Origin of the sequence: Romboutsia sp. 1001285H_161024_C4 (genome assembly GCF_015550185.1) — a bacterium.
GTDB lineage: Bacteria > Bacillota > Clostridia > Peptostreptococcales > Peptostreptococcaceae > Romboutsia_C > Romboutsia_C hominis.
The window spans coordinates 24,071-46,757 of sequence record NZ_JADNAJ010000001.1; the positions used below are offsets into that span (position 1 = coordinate 24,071).

Genomic DNA, 22,687 nt, shown 5'->3' on the forward strand with positions numbered 1-22,687 from the left:
CAATATGAATTTAAAGTATGAAGCTAAAAATGCATGGGATATTGAAAGAAGTAAAAATAATATAGAAGATGTAATGTCTTATTCTAAAGATTACATGCAATTTTTAGACAAAGGAAAAACAGAAAGAACCTCTGCTAGAGAAATAGTAAATATGGCAAAAGAAAATGGATACATATCACTAGAGGAAGCTATACAAAAAGGAAAGGTAAATCCAGGAGACAAAATATATGCAGTCAATAAAGATAAATCAGTAGCTATGTTTGTTATGGGTAAAAAATCTTTAGAAGAAGGTATGAAAGTAGTAGGTGGTCATATAGATGCTCCAAGGATTGACTTAAAACCAAACCCTCTATATCAAGAAGCTAATCTAGGACTTTTTAAAACTCATTACTATGGAGGAATAAAAAAATATCAATGGACAGCAATACCACTTTCAATATATGGAGTAGTTATCCTAAATGATGGTAAAAAAATTGATATATGTATAGGTGAAGATGAAGAAGATCCAGTATTTTGTATAACTGACTTACTAGTACATCTTTCAGGAGATCAAATGCAAAAGAAACTTTCTGAAGGTATAACTGGAGAAGGACTTAACCTACTAGTTGGTCATATGCCGCTTGAAGGCGAAGAAAAAGAAACTGTAGCACAAAATGTATTAAAGATATTAAATGAAAAATACAATATGGTAGAAGAAGACTTCTTAAGTGCTGAAATAGAAATAGTACCTTCTGGTCGTGCTCGTCACTTAGGATTTGATAAATCTATGGTATTAGCTTATGGGCATGATGATAGAGTTTGTTCATACGGTGCTGTCAAAGCCTTAATAGAAACTACTGAACCTGAATACTGTGCAGTAGCATTATGTGTAGATAAGGAAGAAGTAGGGTCTCAAGGAAATACTGGTATGCACTCTAAATTCTTTGAAAATACAGTAGCAGAGCTTATAGCTTTAGAAGGAAACTATTGTAACTTAAGAGTAAGAAGAGCTATGGCAAATACTAAGGTATTATCGGCTGATGTATCTGCAGGATATGATCCTAATTTCCCAGAGGTGTATGATAAGAGAAATTCTGCATACATGGGACATGGTATAGTTTTAAGCAAATATACAGGTGTAAGAGGAAAAAGCGGATGCAATGATGCTAATGCAGAGTTTATGGCAGAAGTAAGAAGAATATTCAACCAAGGCGAAGTTGTATGGCAAACTGCTGAACTTGGAAAAGTAGACCAAGGTGGTGGTGGAACTATTGCCTATATATTAGCAAACTATGGTGCTGAGGTTATAGATTGTGGAGTAGGTGTGTTAAATATGCATGCTCCATATGAAATAGTTTCTAAAGTTGATATATATGAGATGTATAAAGGATATAAAGCATTCTTTAACATAAACCTTTAAGTAATATTAGAAGTAATTGACTATTAAAAAAGATAGACCTTTTATTTTGGTCTATCTTTTTATATTGAAATATTTATATAGTCCTGTTAAAAATTTATTTTCTAAAGGTGAAAAAACTTTTTTTCTAGAATAAATAAAATAAAACTTTCTTTTAAATTCTATATTTTTTACTCTATAGATGTTCAGTTTTTTAGATTCTAATTCATCAATGCAAGATATATATGATACAAAAGAAACTCCAAGACCAGATTGTACAAGTTTTTTTATAGATTCATTAGATTCAAGATGGGCTATTACATCTAGTTTGTCCGTATCAAAATTATTAGATTTTAGCTTATTTATAATTAAATCTTTAGTTCCAGAACCTTCTTTTCTCATAATAAACTTAAGAGAATATAATAAATCAATATCTATAAATCCATTAGAATTAGGAAGGACAACGTCTAAAGGAGTTATAAGGACTAACTCATCATCCATTAAATCTATGTACTCAATTTGTGGGTTGTTAGACTTTGAACCAACAAGTCCGAAACTTATTCTTTCATTTAAGATTTCTGAAATTGCAGACTTAGAGTCATAGTGACTAATATTAAACTTAACATCTTTAAATTGGTTAGAAAAATTATTTAAAAAATTAGGAATAATATAAGATTCAGGGATAGAACTGCAAGCTATATCTATAATACCCTCTATTTTTTCGGAATACTCTTTTATATCATAAACTGCTTTTTTACAATTATTTAATATTAATATGGCATGATTGTAAAGTATTTCTCCTGATTTTGTTAAAGTTAAATTCTTATTATTTCTATTTATAAGAACAGTACCGAGTTCTTTTTCGAGGTTATTAATATGAGAGCTAACTGTTGGTTGAGTTAAAAATAATTCCTTCGCAGCTTTAGAAAAACTTTCATACTTACAAACTGCAACAAACACTTCCAATTGCTTAAAATCCAAGACAAAACCTCCTTATATTGTTTATAAGTATTATAGCATAGTATAAAAATGACCTGTTACAAAATCATTACAAAATACATAAAAGTATTATTATTATTATATAAATAGTATATAATCATATAAATGATAGACTAGAATAATTATGTGTAAAATAAAATCGGAAAAAATAAGTGTTAATAAACAAAAGGAGGACTAATTTATGAAGCTACGGAAATTATTATATAGCATCATTATCATTAGTGCATTTGTAACGGGATGTAGTAAGAGCGAGAATATTAATACAAATGAAAGCCTACCTAATGAAGAAATGAAACATAGGATGATGACGAAGGTTCAAAATAATGTTAATGAGATAATGAATAAAGACTATGAATATGTTATAGAAAATATGGGGAAACCATATTGTACAACTTATTATATAGACTCGGATAATCCAAGGGAAATAAGAGATAAAAGGCTTATATATCCAAAATATACTGAAGGCAATAAGTTAGATAAGAGTGCTTTATATATAAATTTAAGAGATGATCATGTTGTAGAAGTACAAACCTATGAGATATCTAAGGAAGATTTAAATGAAAAATATATTAATGATGGTGCTGATATAATTGTAGATAGATATAATGATGCATTACCTATATCATTAAGCAGTGTAGAAAAAATAGATATTAACAATTTCATAGGAAAGGATACAAGGTTAGTATATGAATACTTTGGTGATAAATCCCCAAGTTTAGAAGCATATAGCAAGGCAGGTAATAGAAATATAGATTTGTATGAAGTTGAAAGTAGCGGAGAGATTAAATTACTAGTAATTTTTAGCAAAGAAAATAAGATAGAGGATATAAAAATCATTAATCAAGAAAAACTTGTTAATATATTAAAGCAATATTTAGATAATAAATAAGTTTTTTTTGGTTAAATTAATCCTAAATACTAAGTATTTAGGAGGAAGTAATAATGAATAACAATAAAAATAGATTAAAAGATAGACCTAAGACTAAATCTGAAAGGAGAAACATGCTTTCAGAGCATGGATCAGAACTAGGGATAAAAGATGGTCTTCATATAGGAGCAAAAGATAGTGGAAGCAATAGGACTAAGACATCAAAACTTTATAGCAAAGTAAAGAAAAAGGATTAAGCTTAAAGGAGCGATTAATTTGTAATTAGTCGCTCTTTTAAATTTAGACAAGGAAGGTAAATCAATGATAAGTGAAATATTAATAACAGGCATAGCAGTTGGTATTACATATAAATTTTTAAAAAGAGAAGCAACTACATTAGAAAAAATAGAATATAATATAGAAGATGAAAAGATACCTAAAGAATTTGATAATTATAAAATATTACAAATTAGTGATTTACATAATAAAACATTTGGAAAAAGTAATATAAAACTTATAGAAGAGATAGACAAAATAAATCCAGATATAATAGTAATTACTGGAGATTTAGTAGATGGAGAAAAAGATAATTTTAAAGTGGCTTTAGACTTAATTGATTATATATCTTGTAAATATAAAGTAGTCCATGTAGTTGGAAATCACGAGCAGAAATCTCTTAATAAGAAATATAAAAAAGAATATAAAGAATATTTTAGATTACTTAAAGATAAAGACATAATAGATCTAAATAATGATAAGATAAAAGTTAATAAAGGAAGTAGTTATATAAATTTATATGGGGTAGTAGTACCGCTAGAATATTATCCATATTTTTTCAGTAACTATAGAAATAAAAATAAAGCTTTAGATAAAAATTTCATGGATGAAAGTTTAGGTAAAATAGATAAAAATAGCTACAATATATTACTTGCTCATAATCCATTCTTTTTTGAAAATTATTCTAATTGGGGAGCAGATTTGGTACTTTCAGGACATGTTCATGGAGGAATAGTAAGGATACCTAAAATAGGAGGGGTGCTTTCACCAAATAGAGAGTTTTTCCCAAAATACGATTTAGGTGAATACAATCTTAATGGATCTAAGATGATTTTAAGTAAAGGATTAGGCGGTTCTAAGGTAGTAATAAGAATAAATTGTAAGCCTGAAATAGTACAAATAAACTTAAAGTCAAAAAAATAGTACTTATAAATAAAAAAGTTCTAACTGTTATAGTTAGAACTTAAATGGTGCCGAATGTGGGACTCGAACCCACACGATAATACTATCAACAGATTTTGAGTCTGTCGTGTCTGCCATTCCACCAATTCGGCAAGTATTAGTATATAAATATTGTAGCAACTTAATGAAACGTTTGCAACATATTTATGGTTAATATACTTTTAATATTATGGTAATATAAATAGTATAAGAGTGGTATATAATAACTATTATACTAGATAGACAAAAACTAGGAGTGATAAATTTGAATAAGAGATTAATTATAATAGATGGGAACTCTATAATAAATAGAGCATTTTATGCATTACCAGAAATGACTAATAAGGAAGGGCTAAGAACAAATGCTATATATGGATTTACAACAATGTTATTTAAGATAATAGATACATATAAGCCTACTCACATGAGTGTTGCATTTGATAGAAAGGCTCCTACATTTAGACATTTAGAGTTTGATGAATATAAAGCTGGAAGAAAGAAAATGCCAGACGAATTAAGAGAACAATTTGAACCATTAAAAGATTTATTGGACAAATTTAATATAAATAGATTAGAAATAGATGGTTATGAAGCTGATGATATAATAGGAACAGTATCAAGGCTAGGTGAAGAAAATGGATACAATGTATACATAGTTACAGGAGATAAAGATGCTATACAGTTAGCATCAGATAAGACTACAACTTTAATAACTAAAAAAGGTGTAGGAGAAGTTGAAGAGTATAATTTTGATTCTGTAATGGAAAAATATGAAATGACTCCAACTCAATTTATAGACTTAAAAGGTCTTATGGGGGATAAATCGGATAATATACCAGGCGTACCAGGTATAGGTGAAAAAACAGGGATAAAACTTATTAAAGAATATTCTAGCATAGAAAATATAATAGAAAATGTAGAAAACCTAAAAGGTAGTGTGAAAAAGAAAATAGAAGAAAATAAAGAACTTGCCATAATGAGTAAGAGGTTAGCTACTATAATAAGAGATGTGCCTATAGAGATAAATCTAGATGATTTAGAATATGGAGATTATGATAAAGATAAGGTAATAGAATCATTTAGGAATTTAGGTTTTACAAGTTTATTATCTAGACTATCTAGTATAGATGTAGGAAATGAAACAGAGGAAATTGAGTCTAATTTAAATATAAAAAAATTAGAAAATATAGACGCATTTATAAATGATATTAAAAAAGAAGGAAAGCTATACATAGATACTGTAAGTAGACAAGGGAACATATTAGAAAAAAATATTATACATATTTTTATAAGTGTAGATGGAACTAATATATATTATATAAATGAAGAAGAGATAAATAAGCTAGAAGAAGTACTTGTAAGTAAGGAAGTAAAGAAATTTGGATATAATTTAAAAGAGGATTATATAGCTTTAAGACCTTATAATATAAAATTAGAGAACATGCACTTTGATATAACAATAGCAGAGTATTTAATAGATTCAGCATCATCTACATCTTATGAATGTAGTGCAATAGCTATGAAATATCTTACTAAAAAAGTTAAGTCAAAAGAAGAGTTGCTAGGTAAGGGTGTAAAAGCAAAAAAATATGAGGATTTAGAATTAGAAGAGCTATGTGATTATATAGGAAAAGTTATAAATACAGTATATGAAGTATATCCTATAATGGAAAAAAGCATAAAAGAAAGTGAAATGGATGGATTACTTTATCATGTTGAAATGCCTTTAGTAGAAGTTTTAGGTGAGATGGAATATCAAGGAATAAAGGTTGATAAAGAAAAATTACATGAATTAGGTATAGAATTTAAAACTATAATTAAAAAATTAGAACAAGAAATATATGATATAGCTGGAGAAGAATTTAATATAAATTCACCAAAACAATTAGGTGTTATATTATTTGAAAAGCTAGAATTACCTATAATCAAGAAAACTAAAACAGGGTATTCAACAAATGCAGAAGTATTAGAGAAGCTAAGGGATAAAAGTCCAATAATAGATAAAATAACAGAGTATAGACAAATTGTTAAGTTAAATTCAACTTATGTTGAAGGCTTATTAGCTATAATAAATCCATTAGATGGTAGGATACATTCATCATTTAATCAAACTATAACTACAACAGGAAGAATTTCATCAACAGAGCCAAATCTTCAAAATATACCTGTTAAACTTGAAATGGGAAGAAACATAAGAAAGGTATTTATATCAGATGAAAGTTGTAGCTTAGTTGATGCGGATTATTCTCAAGTAGAATTAAGAGTATTAGCTCACATGAGTCAAGATGAAACTATGATAGAAGCATTTAAAAACAATGAAGATATACATACAAAAACAGCATCACAAGTGTTTAATGTTAATATGGATGAAGTTACAAGTAAGCAAAGAAGTGATGCAAAAGCTGTAAACTTTGGCATAGTTTATGGAAAAAGTGATTTTGGACTATCAGAGGATTTACATATACCTGTAAAGCAAGCTAAAGAATATATAGAAAACTACTTTAATAAATATAGTAAAATAAAAGATTTTATGGATAAGGTAGTAGAAAATGCAACAGAAAATGGATATATAACTACTATACAAAATAGAAGAAGATATATTCCAGAACTTAAATCAAGTAACTTTATGCTAAGAAATGCAGGTAAAAGAGCTGCAATGAACGCGCCTATACAAGGTAGTGCAGCTGATATAATAAAAATAGCTATGGTAAATGTTTACAAGAAGTTAGAAGAAAGACAATTAAAGTCAAAATTAATACTTCAAGTACACGATGAACTTATAGTAGAAGCTTATGATGATGAAGTAGAAGAAGTTAAAAAAATAGTTAAAGATGAAATGGAAAATGCAGTTAACATGGATGTGCATTTAGATGTAGATTTAAATATAGGTAATTCTTGGTATGAAACAAAGTAGGTGAGTATATGCTAATATTAGGACTTACAGGGAATATAGGCTGTGGAAAAAGTAGCCTATCTAACATATTTAAGAGTAAAAACATAGAAGTAATAGATGCAGATATAATTTCAAGGAATATATTTGAAGATAATTTGCTTCTTGAAGAAGTATTCGATAAATTTGGAATGGATATAAAAAGAGAAGATGGGACTTTAGATAGAAAGGCACTTGGTAATATAGTTTTCAACAATGAAGAAAAACTTATAGAATTAAATAATTTAACCCATCCTAAAATTTATGAGAAGATAATTAGTAAAATTGAAGAATATAGGTTAAAACATAACGATATTATTTTAATTGATGGAGCATTATTAATTGAAGGTGGATATTTAGATGTAGTAGATAAATTACTAGTTGTAACATGTAATCAAGATATACAGATAGAAAGAATACAAAAAAGGGATAATTGTACAAAAGATGAAGCTTTAAGTCGCATAATGTCTCAAATGAGTCAAGAAGAAAAAATCAAATATGCAGACTATACAATAGATAATTCCTATTCATTTGAAGAATTAGAGATAAAAGCTAACCAACTCATTGAATATATAAAGGAGAATTGGTGTGAATAATAAAAAGATACTTATAATATTATCTATCTCATTGATTATATTAACTGGTTTTTTAATAGAAACTAAAACAATACATAAAATCTTATATCCTAAAAAGTATTCAGATTATGTAGAAAGATACTCAAAAGAATTTAATATAGAAGAAAATTTAGTCTATAGTATTATGAAGGCTGAAAGCAAATTTAAAAAGGATGCCATATCTAATAAGGGAGCGAAAGGATTAATGCAAATAAGTGATATAACTAGAAATTGGGCTATAGATGAGCTTAATCTAGAAAATAATATAGATATATTTGATCCTGAAACTAACATAAAAATAGGATGTTGGTATTTAAGTAAGCTATATAAAGAATTTGGAAACTTGGATTTAGTTGTAGCAGCATACAATGGTGGTTCAGGTAACGTTAATAAATGGCTTGGAAATAATGAGTATAGCAAGGATGGTAAAATGCTTCACAATATACCATTTACAGAAACATCTAACTATTTAGATAAAGTCAAAAATAATTATAAAAACTATAATAGTATATATGGCAAGGAAGGAAAAAACTAATGAAAAAAACTAAGGTTTTATCTATAATCCTAGTTATAGCAATGATTGTAGTAGGATGTAGTTCTAAAATTGAAACTGAAGATAAAAAAGAAAGTGGTAAGGGTGATATAAACTCAGATTATATAAATTTAACTATGGTAAAGCCCGAGACTATAAATCCTATATTAAACAAAGACAAGTCTGTTGGGTATGTAATGAATCTAATATATGATAGCTTATTTACAATAGACGAAAATTACAATGTAGTACCGCAACTAGTAAAAGAGTACTCAATTGAAAATGGTGGTAAGGAAATAAATATAAAACTAAAAGATGCAAAATGGCATGATAAAAGCCCAGTTACATCTAGTGATGTTAAGTTTACAGTAGATTTTATAAAAAAAAGTGAAGAAAATCCTTATAGTGAATTAGTGAAAAATATAAAATCAGTGCATATAATAAATGATAAAGAATTCAATATAAACTTAAATGAAAATTATTCATTTTCTATAGAGACACTTATATTCCCTATATTATCTAAAAATAATTTATCTTCTTTATCTAAAAAAGATATAACTAATAATAAGAATAATTTAATAGGAAATGGACCTTACAAAATAGAAAAATATGAAGAACGAGACGGAATGTTCTTAACTAAAAATGAAGATTATTATAAAGAAATACCAAGTACAGCCAAAGATATAAGAGTAGGTATAGTTCCAGATCAAGAGGCACAAGTTGCTATGGTTATGGCGTTAGATAGTGATATAGCCAAGGTATCTTTAAATGATTTAAGTAAATTTCATGAAACTGAATTTAATATTACTAAATATGAAGGACGAGATTATGAGAATATAATCTTTAATTACGATAATCCAATATTATTAGACTCTAACTTAAGAAAAGCTATAGCATATTCAATAGATAAGAAAAAAATATTAGAAGAGGCTTATATGGGGGATGCTAATATTGTTAATTTCCCACTTAATACAAGTTCAAAATATTACAACAAAGATATAAAATCTATTAATTATAATAAAGAAAAAGCTAAAGAATATTTAAGTAAAGTTAAGTTTGATGGTGATAAGAGTAACTCAAAAGATCAAAAAGAAAACAAAAGTAATACAAAGAGTAATTCACAGATAAACTTAAAAATAGTTGTAAATAAGAATAATACAGATAGGGTAAAGTCTGCACATATTATTTCAGAAAATCTAAAAGCTATAGGAATAAAATCTGAGGTGGATGAACTAGAAGGTGAAGATCTTGAAAAAGCTATTTCTGGGAAAAAATATGACTTAGCACTAGTTGGATGGGAACTATCATTTATACCTGATGCAACTCCTATAATAAAAAGTTTAGATTATAAAGATGAAAAACTTAATGACTATATGGCTTCTTTAACAAGAGCAACTAGCGAAAGCCAAGTTAAAGACATATATGATTCTATACAAAAATATGTAAATAACAATGTGCCTATGATAAGTTTAGTTATAAGAAATGATTATATGGTTACAAATAGTAGAATAGAAGGTAAAATACAACCAAATGATTTTGACGTTTATGAGGGTATAACAAATTTAACTATAAAAAATAAGTAAATTAATAAAAAAATAATTGACTTAAAAAAGCAAAAGTCATATCCTTTATAATATAAAGGATATGCGGAAATGGCGGAATAGGCAGACGCACTATCTTGAGGGGGTAGCGAGCTTATGCTCGTGCGGGTTCAAGTCCCGCTTTCCGCACCATTAGAAAGTAGACATTATGTCTACTTTTTTTATACAAGGATTTATATTGGAATTAAATATTATTAATTTTTTTGAGAAAAATATAGACACAAGTTATAAAAAGTATGATAAAATACCCTTATAGGGTATAAAAGGAGGTAATTACTATGAGAAAAAAATTACTTATAGATGGAATGAGCTGTGGACATTGTGTTAATCATTTAAAAACAGCATTAAGTGAAGATATACAAGGTGTAAATGTAATAGAAGTTAATCTAGAAGGTAAATATGCTATAGTAGAAATGGATGATTCAGTAAGTAAAGATGAATTAAAATCTGTTATAGAAGATATAGGTTATGAATTAGTTGGAATTGAATAAAAAAATATGCACAACTGTTAACTTACAGTTGTGCATATTTTTTTGTATATAATGTAAAAAATAATATTTTGAGCAATGGACAAAGTTATTTGCCACATGGGCGAAGTGAATTTTTTATATAAGATTTTTGAAATAAAAAAAGACTTCTATTGGGGGAAATAATAGAAGTCTAAATGGGGGAGATTGAGTATGTTTGATTTTACATTAATATTATGTCCTTATATCAATAATATATACATAAGCAATATAAAAAATAATTCATATAATTAGAAATCCAATAGCAAAATTCACAATTAAAAAAACTTTTGAATATAATATAAATAATTAAGGGGGGAGTGTCGTGGATGAAAGAGGATATAGAGATGATTTAAAAAAAATTGTACTTGAAATGACTCAAAAAGATTTAGAAGGAAATGCATCTCAGAGAGGTATAAAAAAATACCTTGAAGGAAATATAGATAAAATAATAAATGAAAATATAAAAAAAGCATCGAGTGATATGTCTTGTAACAATGTATATTTAAATATATTGAAAAATGGATCTAATGAGAAAAATATATCCTTAATTGTAAAGTCTATAAAATCAGAAGATTTGTTTAAATCCAAAAAAGAATTAATTAAGTTTGCTAGATACTTAGGTATAAATGCCACAACAAAAAACTCTTACAATAGTATATTAAGAAGAATAGCTAGCCATATTTATTCAAATAGAAGTGAGTATTCCAAAAGATATTTTTCATACCAAAGAGGAGATAGAGAATATATTTTAGAGCCTGAGAGAATAAAAGAAGACTTAATTGAAAGTTATAAATCAAAAGCTAGAAATGATATGAAGTCTATAGCTAAATTGCTAGAAATAAGTGTTGATGATGAAGATAATGCGGAGGATATAAGAAGAAAGGTTATAAATTATATTATGAAAGAAAAGTTAAATAAAAAATAAATATAAAATTAAAGACGTCTTTGAGACGTCTTTAATTTTATAAAAAGGCATATAATATAAAATAAAACTATGATAGGAGTTGATATGTATAAAAATCAGAAAGATAATAAGTCTTGTATGTGTATTTATATGTATAGCTATAAGTGTAGTTATAGAAATAGTTTATCTTCCACCTAAAAAAGAATTAAAAGTAGTTAGTTACAATATACATAGTGGGCTAGATAAAAATATGTTTCCTACATTATTTGATATTATAGATTTTTTAAGAGTATGTAACGCAGATATTATTTGTCTTCAAGAAGTAAATGAATCTGCTAAGGCTGGATTTCAAGTAAGTAGTTTTAAAGAAGAGTTAAAAATGTATTCTCATTTTGGTGCAAACGTAACAAAACTTGGATCTAATTATGGGTTGGTTACATACTCTAAATATCCTATAAAATATGAGAATCATATATATTTAAGTAGCAAAAGAGAACAACGGGGGATGCTTCATACAGTAGTAAATGTAAAAGGAAGTAAGTTAAATATTATAAACGTACATCTTGGGCTTGGGAATGAAGAAAGAGAGAGGCAGCTCAATGAACTTATAGAATTTATAAATACATTAAATAATGAACCATATATAGTTGTTGGTGATTTTAATCAAGGCAATATAGGTGTCGATAAAAATATTTTAAGAGATGTAGCTATAGAATTAGAAAAGTCAAACATATTAACCTTTGCAACGGGTCTTGATAGAATAGATTATATATTTGTATCTAATAATATTGAAATATTAGACTATAATGTGTTAATAAAGAGTATGTCAGATCATTACCCTATAATAGCTAAGATAAGGATATAAATTAATACAAAATAGTTATTTTCTATATTAAAGCCAAAAATTAATCATAATCTGTACAACCCTAAAATATATATTAGTAATAATAGTTTTAGGGGGGACAAACTAATGAATAAAAGAAAAACTATATATAGAGGTTTTAATAAAAGACGAAAGAAAAAAACGTTAAGATTAATTTTAATTATGATTCCTGTTATATCAATAGGAACATTTGGAGCTATTAAATTAAAAAATAGTGATATTGTAAAAGTTATGGATGAAAAGATTGCATCTCTTAAAAGTATAAATATTAAAGAGGACAAGTTTAAAGGATTTGAAGACTTTGGAATAAAAGAAGTTTCTGAAGAAAATAACAAAGAAGAAGTTGAAAAAAAAGTTGTAAAAGAAGCTAGTGAAAAAGTAGAAGGAGATGTTAAAGTAGCTATAGCAGATTCTTGGAGTTTATATACTATTCAAGTGGCATCAATAGATAATGAAAATGAAATGAATAAAATAGAAGCTAAATTGAATGAAAATAATTTACCTTTTTCTGTTATAGAAGTTGATGGAACAAAAAAAGTACAGACGTATTCATCATTTAGCAAAGATTCATTAAAAAATAATATAGATAGTGTTAAAAAAGTTTTTGATGATGCATTTATATCAGAACTTAAAGTACCAGTATTATCTATGAAGTATACAAGTAAGTACTCATATTTAGGTGAATTATCAAATTTTTTAAATGAATTGGTATCTAATTTTAAGTTAGAATCAGAATTTTGGGATAAAAGTAATGAAAATATTGATGTAAAAGAATATAAAAAAATATTAATAGATAGAAAAAATATAGTGGCTAATATGAAAAAAGAGGCCGATAAAATTGATTATAAACCAGCTGATTTATTTAAAGATAACCTAATTAAGTATGTAGAAGGTTTAGAGGAAAAAATAGATATGTCTATTGCATCTATAGACAAAGGAGAATATAGTATGGCAAAAAGCTTGTATTTATCATCAATGCAGGGATATTTTACATTTATAACATCAATAAGTAAGGCTTAAAAGGACTGTTTTATTAACAGTCTTTTTAAGTTGATAAAGTTTTAACAATAGTTAAGTTTTAATATGAGATATAGTATACTTATACTAAGGGATAGGAATGTTTAAATACATAAGTAAGGGGGTAAAGGAATGAAACTCTTAACTTTCAAAGGAGGAATACATCCTCCATATAAAAAAGAGTACTCAGAGAAAAAAGCTATTGAAATAGCTAAGTCACCAAAGGTAGTTTATATACCACTTCAACAGCATATTGGTGCACCTGCTAAAGAGATAGTTAAGGTTGGGGATTTAGTAAAAGTTGGTCAAAAAATAGGTGAGCAACAAGGATTTGTTTCTTGTAACGTACATTCTTCTGTATCTGGTAAAGTAATAGCTATAAAAGAACATGAATTAGCTGGTGGAAGAGGCACATGTATTGTTATAGAAAACGATTTTAAGGAACAAATACACGAAAGCATAAAACCTAAAGGGAATTTAGAAGATTTAAGTAAAGAAGAAATTGTATCAATAATAAAGGAGGCTGGAATAGTTGGTATGGGAGGAGCTACTTTTCCAACTCATGTAAAGCTATCACCACCACCAGATAAGAAAATTGATACTGTTATATTAAATGGAGCTGAGTGTGAACCATATCTAACAGCAGATCATAGGCTAATGCTTGAAAATCCAGAAGATGTAGTTTATGGATTAAAAGTACTTATGAAATCTTTAAATGTATCAAAGGGATATATAGGAATTGAAGTAAATAAACCTGATGCAATTTCTGCAATAGAAAAAGAAGCTCAAAAATATGATGATATTGAAGTTGTAGGTCTAGAAGTTAAGTATCCACAAGGGGCAGAAAAACAACTTATATATGCATGTACTAAAAGGGAAGTTCCATCCGGTGGGCTACCTATGGATGCAGGGGCAGTAGTAAATAATGTGGGAACAGCAGCACAAATTGCTAAAACTATAAAAACAGGAATGCCATTAATAGAAAGAATTACTACTGTTACAGGTAGTTGTATAAATGAACCAAAAAATTTAGTTACAAAAGTTGGAACACTAGTATCAGAGATAATAGACCAATGTGGAGGCTTTAAAGAAGATAAGATAGTTGGGAAGGTAATAATGGGTGGTCCAATGATGGGACTAGCGCAGTATACAATAGACATACCTACAAATAAGGGAACATCAGGTATATTATGTTTAGACGATGAAGAGTCTAAAACACCAAAACCACAAAACTGCCTAAGATGTGGTAAATGTCTAACAGTATGTCCAGCATTTTTACAACCGTTATATATAAGTGCTTATTCTTTAAAAAATGATTTTGAAAGTGCAGAAAGTTATAGAGCTTTAGATTGTATAGAGTGTGGATCTTGTTCATTTGTTTGTCCAGCAAGAAGACCGCTACTTCAATCAGTAAGAAATGCAAAAAGGGAAATTATTTCAAATAGAAGAAAAGAATCAGCTAAAAAATAATTGGGGCTAGGGGGAATTTAAATGAATAATAAATTGATTGTATCGTCTTCTCCGCATGTGAGAAGTAACCAAGATACGTCTTACATAATGAAACAAGTAATAATAGCTTTACTACCTGCTATGGCATCAGCAGTGTTTCTTTACAGATTAAGTGCATTAAATGTAATTTTCTTCTGTACAGTAGGAGCAGTAGGATGTGAATTTTTATATCAAAAATTAACTAAACAAGATGTTACTATAGGAGATTTTTCAGCAGTAGTTACAGGAATATTATTAGCATTTAATGTGCCAGCATCTCTTCCATGGTGGATGTGCATATTAGGCTCAGCGTTTGCTATAATAGTGGTTAAAATGGTTTTTGGTGGAATAGGAAATAACTTTTTAAACCCAGCATTAGGTGCAAGAGCATTTTTACTTGCATCATTTCCAGTAGCTATGACAGCTTGGACAATACCTGGAGTTAACTGGGTAAGTTCGGGAAATATAGATGCATATACAACAGCGACTCCATTAAGTTTTCTAAAAAGTGGAGCAATAGGCATATCAGAATTAACATCAAATGGAATTAGCCTAACAGATATGGTAATAGGTAATATAGGAGGATGTATAGGGGAAACATCATCTATATTCATAGTACTAGGTGGGCTTTATCTAATCTATAAGGGAATAATAAATTACATAATTCCAGTATTTTACATAGGAACAGTTTTTATATTAGCATTTATACTAGGAGGATTTGACATAAACTTTGCTATATATCAATTAGCGGCAGGTGGACTTATGTTAGGTGCATTTTTTATGCTTACAGATTACACAACATCACCTATGTCCAAAGCAGGTCAAATTGTTTATGCTATTTTAGCAGGAGTTATAACTATAGTTATAAGAATGTATGGTGGATACCCAGAAGGAGTTTCATATTCTATATTATTAGCCAATGTAGCTACTCCACTTATAGACAAATACATGAAAGGTAGAGTATTTGGGGAGGTGGCTAAATAATGAAAAATATATTAAGGCTAGGAGCCATATTATTTACAATATGTGCAGTAGCAGCTTTAGCACTTGGGTTTATAAATCAAATAACAGCGCCAATTATTGAAGATAGAAATATACAAGCAAACAATGAATTAAGACAATTAGTGCTTGAAGACGCAACAGAATTTAAGCAATTAGATAAAAAGGTAATAGAAAATATCGATGGATTAGAAGAGGGGATAGTATCAGAAGTATATGAAGGTATTAGTGGAAGTGATGTTGTTGGATATACTATAAAAACTTTACCTAGCGGATATGGTGGGGTTATGGAAGTTATAGTAGGGATATCAAAAGATGGAAAAATAACAGGAGTAAATATTGGAAATATGGCTGAAACTCCAGGGCTTGGAACGAAAGCAAATGAACCTAATTTTAAAGGGCAATTTAGTGAAAAAGAAGCCAAAGAACTTAGTGTAGTAAAAGGTAGTGCAACAAGTGATAATCAAATAGCTGCGATTTCAGGGGCTACAATAACATCTGAAGCTGTAACTAGGGGAGTTAATGCAGCAATAAAAGTATTTAATGAAAGCTTGAATAAATAGGGGGAAGAATATGAGATTAGGTAAAATATTCAAAAATGGTTTAATAGATGAAAACCCAGCCTTTGTCCAAGTAATAGGTATGTGTCCAACATTAGCTGTTACAACATCAGCTATAAACGGATTAGGTATGGGATTATCTACAACAGCAGTTTTGATTTGTTCAAATATAGTTGTTTCATTAATTAGAAAGATAGTGCCAGATAAAATAAGAATACCAGCATTTATAGTAGTAATAGCAACGTTTGTTACAATAGTTGGTATGCTTTTAAAGGCATATGTGCCTTCACTTGATAAAGCACTAGGGCTTTTTATACCTTTAATAGTTGTAAACTGTTTAATATTAGCACGTGCAGAAAGTTTTGCATCTAAAAATGGTTCTGTTGAATCAGCTGTAGATGGATTAGGTATGGGACTTGGGTTTAGTTTAGCATTAACAGTTTTAGGAACTATAAGAGAAATACTTGGAAATGGAAGTATATTTGGAATGAGTATATTTGGAGCTTCATTTGAACCTATATTGCTATTTATACTTCCTCCTGGAGCCTTTTTAACATTAGGTTTTCTTTTAGCAGGATTTAATAAAATAAGAAGTAAAAAAGCGTAGGGGGGTGGATTAAATGAATTTAGTACTTATATTTTTAAGTGTAGTTCTTGTTAATAACGTTATAACAAGTCAGTTTTTAGGTATATGTCCATTCTTAGGAGTTTCTAAAAAAGTTGATACTGCATTAGGTATGGGAGCAGCAGTTACTTTTGTTTTAACATTAGCATCAATAATAACATACTTTATACAAGAACTATTGGTTATAACTAATAATGAATTTTTACAAACTATAGCGTTTATACTAGTCATAGCATCTATAGTTCAATTTGTTGAGATGGTAATACAAAAAATGAGTCCAGCCTTATATCAAGCGTTAGGTGTATTTTTACCATTAATAACAACTAACTGTGCAGTTTTAGGTATAGCTTTAGTGAATGTAAATGAGGGGTATAACTTAATTGAAACTATAGTTAACGGATTTGGTGCAGGTATAGGATTTACATTAGCTATAGTATTATTTGCGGGAATAAGAGAGAGATTAGAACTAGCAGATATACCAGAAAGTTTTAAAGGGTTCCCTATAACACTTATATCAGCAAGTTTAATGTCTATTGCTTTTTTAGGATTTGCTGGATTAATAAAGTTATAAAATAGGGGGGATAATATGTCTATACTTAATTCGATTTTTGTTTTAGGAGGTATGGGACTTATATTTGGAGCAATACTTGCATATGCTTCTAAAAAGTTTTATGTTGAGGTAGATGAAAGAGTTGAAAAAATATTAAGTATACTTCCAGGAGCTAATTGTGGAGGATGTGGATTTCCAGGATGTGGGGGATTAGCAAATGCAATAGTAGAAGGAAATGCCCCTGTAAATGGATGTCCTGTTGGAGGTTCTGATTGTTCTTTAAAAATAGGAGAAATAATGGGAATATCATCTCAAGAAGGTGAGAAAGAAGTAGCAAAGGTTATATGTAAAGGAAGATGTGATGTAGCAAAAGATAAATATACATATGAAGGTATTTATGACTGCAGATCAGCAGCTACATTGAACTCTGGAGCTAAATTATGCAAATATGGATGTTTAGGTCTTGGAACATGTAAAGATTATTGTAAATTTGGTGCTATATCTATAATAGATGGATTAGCAGTAATAGATGAAGAAAAATGTGTAATGTGTGGAAAATGTATTGAAGTTTGTCCAAAGGGAATAATATCGAAAAAGCCAGCAAAACAAGAAATTGTAGTTGAATGTAACAGTAAAGATTTTGGAAAAGAAGTTAAGGAAAAATGTAGTGCTGGATGTATAGGATGTGGAATTTGTGCTAAGGCATGTAAATTTGATGCAATAGAATTTGAAAATAAAATTGCTAAAGTAAACTATGATAAATGTGTAGGGTGTATGGTATGTGTTGAAAAATGTCCAACCAAAGTTATACAAGGTAGCTTAGAAAATAGAAAAAAAGTTATGATAGAAGAAAGCTTATGTATAGGTTGTACTATTTGTAAAAAGCAATGCAAGTTTGACGCCATAGAAGGTGAATTAAAAGGTAAGCATAAAGTTGATAAGGAAAAATGCGTTGGATGTCATTTATGCTTAGAAAAATGTCCTAAAAAGGCTATTAAAACTATATAATATGGATAAGATAAAGGTATGGTTTTTTCCATACCTTTATTTTTTATGGAATTATAATAAATTTATAAATAAATAAAATCTACTCATTGAAATATAACAATTATGTTACAAAAATCGTTCGACATTTGTGTTGAATTTTTTACAATATAATGATAGACTAAATAAGTACAATTCTAAGTACCAAATGAGGTGATAAAATGAATATAATCTTAGCATCAGCATCTCCTAGAAGGAAAGAAATTCTAGAAAATATCAACGTAAAATTTGATATAGTTAAAAGTGATATAGATGAGGTTATATTAGAGGATGAGTTACCACCTCAAGTGGTAATGAGACTTGCATTTGAGAAAAGTATGGATGTAGCAAAATCTAATCAGGAGTCTTTGGTTATAGGAGCAGATACAATTGTTGTGTTTAATAACACAATATTAGGGAAACCAAAGGACAAAGAAGATGCTAGAAATACTATTAAGTTATTATCTGGAAATACTCATGAAGTAATAACAGGTATTAGTTTAATTAATTTAAGTGCAAATAAAAAAATAATCGATTATGTAGTTAGTAAAGTTAAATTTAAGGACTTATCAGAAGATGATATAAATGATTATATTAATACTGGTGAGTCATTAGATAAAGCTGGAGCATATGGAATTCAAGGGTATGGATCATTACTAATTGAGGAGATACAAGGTGATTACTTCAATATAGTTGGATTACCTATATCAAAGTTAAGTGATTTAGTCAAAACGCACTTTGATATAAACTTTTTTTATGGAGGATGATATAACTGAAGGACTCTTTTGATGTTAAAATGACTTTAAAGAATATGACATTAGAAGAAAGACCTAGAGAAAAGATGCTTGTTAAAGGAGAAAAATGCTTATCTAATTCAGAGTTGTTAGCAATTATTATCCGAACAGGCACTAAATCAAAAAATGCTATTGAATTAGCTAATTATATCATAAATAAAGACACTCAAGGTATAAGATACCTAAAGGATATGACCATAGAAGAGTTATGTGAAATAGATGGAGTAGGACTATCTAAAGCAACGCAAATAAAGGCAGCGCTAGAACTAGGGTCTAGAATCGCTAGTTTTAAGCCTAGTCGATATAAGGTAAAAAACCCTTGGGATATATACAAGTATTATATGGATATTTTAAGATATGAAAAGCAAGAGGTTTTTAAGGTGGTTCTTTTAAATACGAAAAATGAAATAATATCAGATGTAGAAGTATCAAAAGGTACTTTAAATTCTTCTTTAGTACATCCAAGAGATGTATTTAGAGAGGCTATAAAACGAAGTACAAATAAGATAATTCTAATGCACAATCATCCATCTGGTTCTGTCGAGCCATCAAATGAAGATAAAAACATTACATCAAGACTTATTAAGTGCGGAGAACTAATAGGAATAGAAGTAATAGATCATATAATCATAGGTGACGGATTATATTTTAGCTTTAAAGAGAGTATGATAATCTAATTGGATATAGTAAGGAAGGAGAATTAAGTATGTCTAAGGAAAAAAAAGAAAAAAAAGAGAAAAAAGGGTTAATGTCGATGTTTGGATTTAAAAAGATGACAAAGGATATGGGTATAGATTTAGGTACAGCAAATACTTTAGTTTATATAAAAGGACAAGGTATAGTAGTAAGAGAACCATCTGTTGTTGCTATAAGAGATGATAGCAAGGAAGTTTTAGCAGTTGGAGAAGAAGCTAAAAAGATGATAGGTAGAACACCAGGTAATATAGTAGCTATAAGACCTATGAAAGATGGGGTTATAGCTGATTTTGATGTTACATCAGCAATGCTTAGTTACTTTATACAAAAAGCAGCAGCTAAAAAGGGTGTAGTAAGTCCTAGAATAGCAATATGTGTACCTTATGGCGTTACAGAAGTAGAAAAAAGAGCTATAGAAGAAGCTGCAAGACAAGCAGGAGCAAGGGATGCATACTTAATAGAAGAACCTATGGCAGCTGCTATAGGAGCTGGTCTTAGAGTTGAAGAGCCAGAAGGAAATATGGTTGTAGATATCGGTGGAGGTACTACTGAAATAGCTGTTATATCTTTAGGAGGTATAGTTACTGCTAAGTCAATAAGAATTGGTGGGGACGAGTTTGATGAGTCTATAGTAGCATATGTTAAAAAAGAATATAACTTAGCTATAGGGGAAAGAACAGCTGAAGATGTTAAAATAAGCATAGGATCAACATTTAAAGGTGATCAAGAAACTAATATGCAAATAAGAGGTAGAGACTTAATATCAGGTCTTCCTAAAACAATAGAAATAGGATCAGCAGAAGTTAGAGATGCTTTAAAAGAGCCTATAAACTCAATAGTAGATGCGATAAAATCAACTTTAGAAAAGACACCACCAGAATTAGCATCAGACATAATGGAAAATGGAATAATGTTAACTGGAGGGGGAGCATTACTTAGAGGTCTTGATAAGTTAGTTAAACAAGAAACAGGCATGCCTGTTACAATAGCAGAAAGCCCACTAGATTGTGTTGCTTTAGGTACTGGTAAATCAGTAGAAGACCAAGAAATATTTGAAAAAGTATTAATGATGAATGCAAGAAAGTAATTAAAAGTTGGTGATATCTTTGAGATTTGATAACAATAAAAAAGGAAAGAAAAAGATCAACGTTAAAGTGATAGCAACAGGAACTGTTGCTATCACTTTAATTGGAATTATAGGAATATCAATAGGTAAATTTTCAGGTAGAAATCCAATAGGTCCTGGACCTATTTTAGATGCTGTATCTGCTGTAGAATCGACATTTAATAAAGGTTTTAAATTCCTAGGTGATGGCCTTGGTGATCTAATTAATTATAAGAAAAATGCTAATAAAATAGATAAGCTAGAAAAAGAAAAGAATGAGTTAAAATTAGAAATAGCTGAATTGAATAAAAAACTAGATGAAGTAGAATCACTAGAAAGTTTAAAAAAATCATTAAACTTTATAGACGAAAAGTACGAAGCTAAGTCTGTAGCAGCTAGTGTTGTCTCAAAAAATGATGGCAATTGGTACGAAAGTTTTGTACTAAGCGCTGGTAGTGCAGATGGAGTTAAAAAAGATAGTTTAGTAGTAAATGGTAATGGTTTAGTTGGTATGGTATATGAAGTTTCTAAAAACTATAGCAAAGCAGTTTCATTACTTGATAGTAAATCATCAGTAAGTTTTAGACTATTAAAAGACTCTAAATTTAAAGGCGTATTAACTCAAAACTCTACTTTAGATAATAAGGAAAACTACAAAAATAAAGGATATTTATATGGATATATGTTTGATAGTAATTATGATGTAATCCCAGGAGATGTAATTGTAACATCAGGGCTTGGGTTATATCCAGAAGGTATACCTATAGGTGAAGTTGATAAAGTTATAGATGACAAGAATAAATCTATGAAATCTGTAGTTGTTAAACCTTATGCTGATTTTAAAAATATAGATGATGTTAAAATCATTGAACCTAGAAATATAAGATAAAGGAGACTATAGATATGAAAAGAGTTTTACTTTGTCTTTTAGGTATTTTGTTAGTTATAGTAGAAGGTAGTGTTACTAACTATATAAATATATTTAGCGTGAGCTTTAATATAGTAATAATATATATGACTATTATATCTCTGTATTTAGATGAATTAGAAGCAGGTATAATAGGTGCTATAGTAGGTTTAACTAAAGATATAGCCGTAGGTGGAATATTTGGAGTTAATGGTTTAATATTATTTTTAACTTCTTACACAATAAGCCATTTAAAAGATAAAATATACAAGGAAAGTAGTATGACTATATTTGCGCTAGTTTTTTTAACTACGCTAGTTGATTCTATTGTAAATATAGCAACCACTATCTTGGTTTATAATAGCTATGGAATAGTTAAGTTACTGATTGTAGGAATTTTAATAATGCCTACTTTAAATAGCCTTTTAAGTATTATTTTATACAAAATATCTAAAAAATCTATATTAAAACTAAAAGAAGATTAGTTGGTG

At 28.7% G+C, this 22,687-nt stretch carries 24 protein-coding genes and 2 tRNA genes; 24 read left to right on the top strand and 2 right to left on the bottom strand.

The window, feature by feature from the left end; translation table 11 throughout:
* Positions 1 to 4: 4 nt before the first annotated feature.
* A complete protein-coding gene (locus I1959_RS00155) occupies positions 5 to 1,399 on the top strand; it encodes an aminopeptidase (protein ID WP_092927304.1) in 1,395 nt (464 codons plus the stop codon).
* A gap of 51 nt (positions 1,400 to 1,450) precedes the next feature.
* On the opposite strand, the gene I1959_RS00160 is transcribed toward I1959_RS00155, so the two are convergent.
* A complete protein-coding gene (locus I1959_RS00160) occupies positions 1,451 to 2,356 on the bottom strand; it encodes a selenium metabolism-associated LysR family transcriptional regulator (RefSeq protein ID WP_195236806.1) in 906 nt (301 codons plus the stop codon).
* A gap of 199 nt (positions 2,357 to 2,555) precedes the next feature.
* Between I1959_RS00160 and I1959_RS00165 the strand changes: the two genes are divergently transcribed.
* From I1959_RS00165 to I1959_RS00175, 3 genes are all read left to right on the top strand, one after another.
* The gene (locus tag I1959_RS00165; RefSeq protein ID WP_195236807.1) at positions 2,556 to 3,263 is read left to right on the top strand and encodes a hypothetical protein; all 708 of its coding nucleotides are present in this window, start codon (positions 2,556 to 2,558) and stop codon (positions 3,261 to 3,263) included.
* 53 nt (positions 3,264 to 3,316) lie between these two features.
* Positions 3,317 to 3,499, top strand: coding sequence for a hypothetical protein (locus I1959_RS00170; protein WP_092927298.1), 183 nt, complete (start codon positions 3,317 to 3,319; stop codon positions 3,497 to 3,499).
* A gap of 64 nt (positions 3,500 to 3,563) precedes the next feature.
* A complete protein-coding gene (locus I1959_RS00175) occupies positions 3,564 to 4,442 on the top strand; it encodes a metallophosphoesterase (protein ID WP_195236808.1) in 879 nt (292 codons plus the stop codon).
* Between the two features lie 45 nt (positions 4,443 to 4,487).
* On the opposite strand, the gene I1959_RS00180 is transcribed toward I1959_RS00175, so the two are convergent.
* Positions 4,488 to 4,573, bottom strand: a tRNA-Leu gene (locus tag I1959_RS00180).
* Positions 4,574 to 4,725: 152 nt separating this feature from the next.
* Between I1959_RS00180 and polA the strand changes: the two genes are divergently transcribed.
* From polA to mreD, 20 genes are all read left to right on the top strand, one after another.
* Positions 4,726 to 7,374, top strand: coding sequence for a DNA polymerase I (gene polA, locus I1959_RS00185; protein ID WP_195236809.1), 2,649 nt, complete (start codon positions 4,726 to 4,728; stop codon positions 7,372 to 7,374).
* An 8-nt stretch (positions 7,375 to 7,382) separates the two neighbouring features.
* Positions 7,383 to 7,985 carry a dephospho-CoA kinase gene (gene coaE / locus I1959_RS00190; protein WP_195236810.1) on the top strand — a complete coding sequence of 201 codons (603 nt, stop codon included), beginning with the start codon at positions 7,383 to 7,385 and terminating at the stop codon, positions 7,983 to 7,985.
* Positions 7,978 to 8,538, top strand: coding sequence for a lytic transglycosylase domain-containing protein (locus I1959_RS00195; protein ID WP_195236811.1), 561 nt, complete (start codon positions 7,978 to 7,980; stop codon positions 8,536 to 8,538). The genes coaE and I1959_RS00195 overlap by 8 nt, the downstream gene beginning before the upstream one ends.
* Positions 8,538 to 10,118 carry an ABC transporter substrate-binding protein gene (locus I1959_RS00200; RefSeq protein ID WP_195236812.1) on the top strand — a complete coding sequence of 527 codons (1,581 nt, stop codon included), beginning with the start codon at positions 8,538 to 8,540 and terminating at the stop codon, positions 10,116 to 10,118. Before I1959_RS00195 ends, I1959_RS00200 begins: the two co-directional genes overlap by 1 nt.
* 63 nt (positions 10,119 to 10,181) lie before the next feature.
* A tRNA-Leu gene (locus I1959_RS00205) sits at positions 10,182 to 10,268 on the top strand.
* Between the two features lie 146 nt (positions 10,269 to 10,414).
* The gene (locus I1959_RS00210) at positions 10,415 to 10,627 is read left to right on the top strand and encodes a heavy-metal-associated domain-containing protein (RefSeq protein ID WP_092927286.1); all 213 of its coding nucleotides are present in this window, start codon (positions 10,415 to 10,417) and stop codon (positions 10,625 to 10,627) included.
* A gap of 340 nt (positions 10,628 to 10,967) precedes the next feature.
* Positions 10,968 to 11,570 carry a hypothetical protein gene (locus I1959_RS00215; protein ID WP_195236813.1) on the top strand — a complete coding sequence of 201 codons (603 nt, stop codon included), beginning with the start codon at positions 10,968 to 10,970 and terminating at the stop codon, positions 11,568 to 11,570.
* Positions 11,571 to 11,649: 79 nt separating this feature from the next.
* On the top strand, positions 11,650 to 12,414 hold the full coding sequence (locus I1959_RS00220; RefSeq protein WP_240276147.1) for an endonuclease/exonuclease/phosphatase family protein: 765 nt from the start codon (positions 11,650 to 11,652) through the stop codon (positions 12,412 to 12,414).
* A gap of 105 nt (positions 12,415 to 12,519) precedes the next feature.
* Positions 12,520 to 13,452 carry a hypothetical protein gene (locus I1959_RS00225; RefSeq protein WP_195236814.1) on the top strand — a complete coding sequence of 311 codons (933 nt, stop codon included), beginning with the start codon at positions 12,520 to 12,522 and terminating at the stop codon, positions 13,450 to 13,452.
* A 129-nt stretch (positions 13,453 to 13,581) separates the two neighbouring features.
* Entirely contained in the window at positions 13,582 to 14,919 is a 1,338-nt protein-coding gene (rsxC, locus tag I1959_RS00230) for an electron transport complex subunit RsxC (protein ID WP_092927280.1), read from the top strand.
* 21 nt (positions 14,920 to 14,940) lie between these two features.
* Positions 14,941 to 15,921, top strand: a complete 981-nt coding sequence (locus I1959_RS00235; protein WP_092927278.1) for an RnfABCDGE type electron transport complex subunit D — start codon at positions 14,941 to 14,943, stop codon at positions 15,919 to 15,921.
* Positions 15,921 to 16,499 carry an RnfABCDGE type electron transport complex subunit G gene (locus I1959_RS00240; protein WP_092927276.1) on the top strand — a complete coding sequence of 193 codons (579 nt, stop codon included), beginning with the start codon at positions 15,921 to 15,923 and terminating at the stop codon, positions 16,497 to 16,499. The genes I1959_RS00235 and I1959_RS00240 overlap by 1 nt, the downstream gene beginning before the upstream one ends.
* A gap of 10 nt (positions 16,500 to 16,509) precedes the next feature.
* Positions 16,510 to 17,103, top strand: coding sequence for an electron transport complex subunit RsxE (rsxE, locus tag I1959_RS00245; protein ID WP_092927274.1), 594 nt, complete (start codon positions 16,510 to 16,512; stop codon positions 17,101 to 17,103).
* Between the two features lie 13 nt (positions 17,104 to 17,116).
* On the top strand, positions 17,117 to 17,692 hold the full coding sequence (rsxA, locus tag I1959_RS00250) for an electron transport complex subunit RsxA (protein ID WP_092927272.1): 576 nt from the start codon (positions 17,117 to 17,119) through the stop codon (positions 17,690 to 17,692).
* A gap of 15 nt (positions 17,693 to 17,707) precedes the next feature.
* Positions 17,708 to 18,679 carry an RnfABCDGE type electron transport complex subunit B gene (locus I1959_RS00255; protein ID WP_166504896.1) on the top strand — a complete coding sequence of 324 codons (972 nt, stop codon included), beginning with the start codon at positions 17,708 to 17,710 and terminating at the stop codon, positions 18,677 to 18,679.
* A gap of 197 nt (positions 18,680 to 18,876) precedes the next feature.
* A complete protein-coding gene (locus I1959_RS00260; RefSeq protein ID WP_195236815.1) occupies positions 18,877 to 19,461 on the top strand; it encodes a Maf family protein in 585 nt (194 codons plus the stop codon).
* Between the two features lie 44 nt (positions 19,462 to 19,505).
* Positions 19,506 to 20,165, top strand: a complete 660-nt coding sequence (gene radC, locus I1959_RS00265) for a RadC family protein (RefSeq protein WP_141664395.1) — start codon at positions 19,506 to 19,508, stop codon at positions 20,163 to 20,165.
* Positions 20,166 to 20,194: 29 nt separating this feature from the next.
* Positions 20,195 to 21,271, top strand: coding sequence for a rod shape-determining protein (locus I1959_RS00270; protein ID WP_092927265.1), 1,077 nt, complete (start codon positions 20,195 to 20,197; stop codon positions 21,269 to 21,271).
* A 10-nt stretch (positions 21,272 to 21,281) separates the two neighbouring features.
* Positions 21,282 to 22,178, top strand: a complete 897-nt coding sequence (gene mreC, locus I1959_RS00275) for a rod shape-determining protein MreC (protein ID WP_240276287.1) — start codon at positions 21,282 to 21,284, stop codon at positions 22,176 to 22,178.
* Positions 22,179 to 22,192: 14 nt separating this feature from the next.
* A complete protein-coding gene (gene mreD, locus I1959_RS00280; RefSeq protein WP_092927261.1) occupies positions 22,193 to 22,681 on the top strand; it encodes a rod shape-determining protein MreD in 489 nt (162 codons plus the stop codon).
* Positions 22,682 to 22,687: the final 6 nt, after the last annotated feature.

Coding starts and splice junctions, on each gene's coding strand:
- I1959_RS00155 (WP_092927304.1), top strand. CDS start 5: ATGAATTTAAAGTATGAAGCTAAAAATGCATGGGATATTGAAAGAAGT.
- I1959_RS00165 (WP_195236807.1), top strand. CDS start 2,556: ATGAAGCTACGGAAATTATTATATAGCATCATTATCATTAGTGCATTT.
- I1959_RS00170 (WP_092927298.1), top strand. CDS start 3,317: ATGAATAACAATAAAAATAGATTAAAAGATAGACCTAAGACTAAATCT.
- I1959_RS00175 (WP_195236808.1), top strand. CDS start 3,564: ATGATAAGTGAAATATTAATAACAGGCATAGCAGTTGGTATTACATAT.
- coaE (WP_195236810.1), top strand. CDS start 7,383: ATGCTAATATTAGGACTTACAGGGAATATAGGCTGTGGAAAAAGTAGC.
- I1959_RS00200 (WP_195236812.1), top strand. CDS start 8,538: ATGAAAAAAACTAAGGTTTTATCTATAATCCTAGTTATAGCAATGATT.
- I1959_RS00210 (WP_092927286.1), top strand. CDS start 10,415: ATGAGAAAAAAATTACTTATAGATGGAATGAGCTGTGGACATTGTGTT.
- I1959_RS00225 (WP_195236814.1), top strand. CDS start 12,520: ATGAATAAAAGAAAAACTATATATAGAGGTTTTAATAAAAGACGAAAG.
- rsxC (WP_092927280.1), top strand. CDS start 13,582: ATGAAACTCTTAACTTTCAAAGGAGGAATACATCCTCCATATAAAAAA.
- I1959_RS00235 (WP_092927278.1), top strand. CDS start 14,941: ATGAATAATAAATTGATTGTATCGTCTTCTCCGCATGTGAGAAGTAAC.
- I1959_RS00240 (WP_092927276.1), top strand. CDS start 15,921: ATGAAAAATATATTAAGGCTAGGAGCCATATTATTTACAATATGTGCA.
- rsxE (WP_092927274.1), top strand. CDS start 16,510: ATGAGATTAGGTAAAATATTCAAAAATGGTTTAATAGATGAAAACCCA.
- rsxA (WP_092927272.1), top strand. CDS start 17,117: ATGAATTTAGTACTTATATTTTTAAGTGTAGTTCTTGTTAATAACGTT.
- I1959_RS00255 (WP_166504896.1), top strand. CDS start 17,708: ATGTCTATACTTAATTCGATTTTTGTTTTAGGAGGTATGGGACTTATA.
- I1959_RS00260 (WP_195236815.1), top strand. CDS start 18,877: ATGAATATAATCTTAGCATCAGCATCTCCTAGAAGGAAAGAAATTCTA.
- radC (WP_141664395.1), top strand. CDS start 19,506: ATGACATTAGAAGAAAGACCTAGAGAAAAGATGCTTGTTAAAGGAGAA.
- I1959_RS00270 (WP_092927265.1), top strand. CDS start 20,195: ATGTCTAAGGAAAAAAAAGAAAAAAAAGAGAAAAAAGGGTTAATGTCG.
- mreD (WP_092927261.1), top strand. CDS start 22,193: ATGAAAAGAGTTTTACTTTGTCTTTTAGGTATTTTGTTAGTTATAGTA.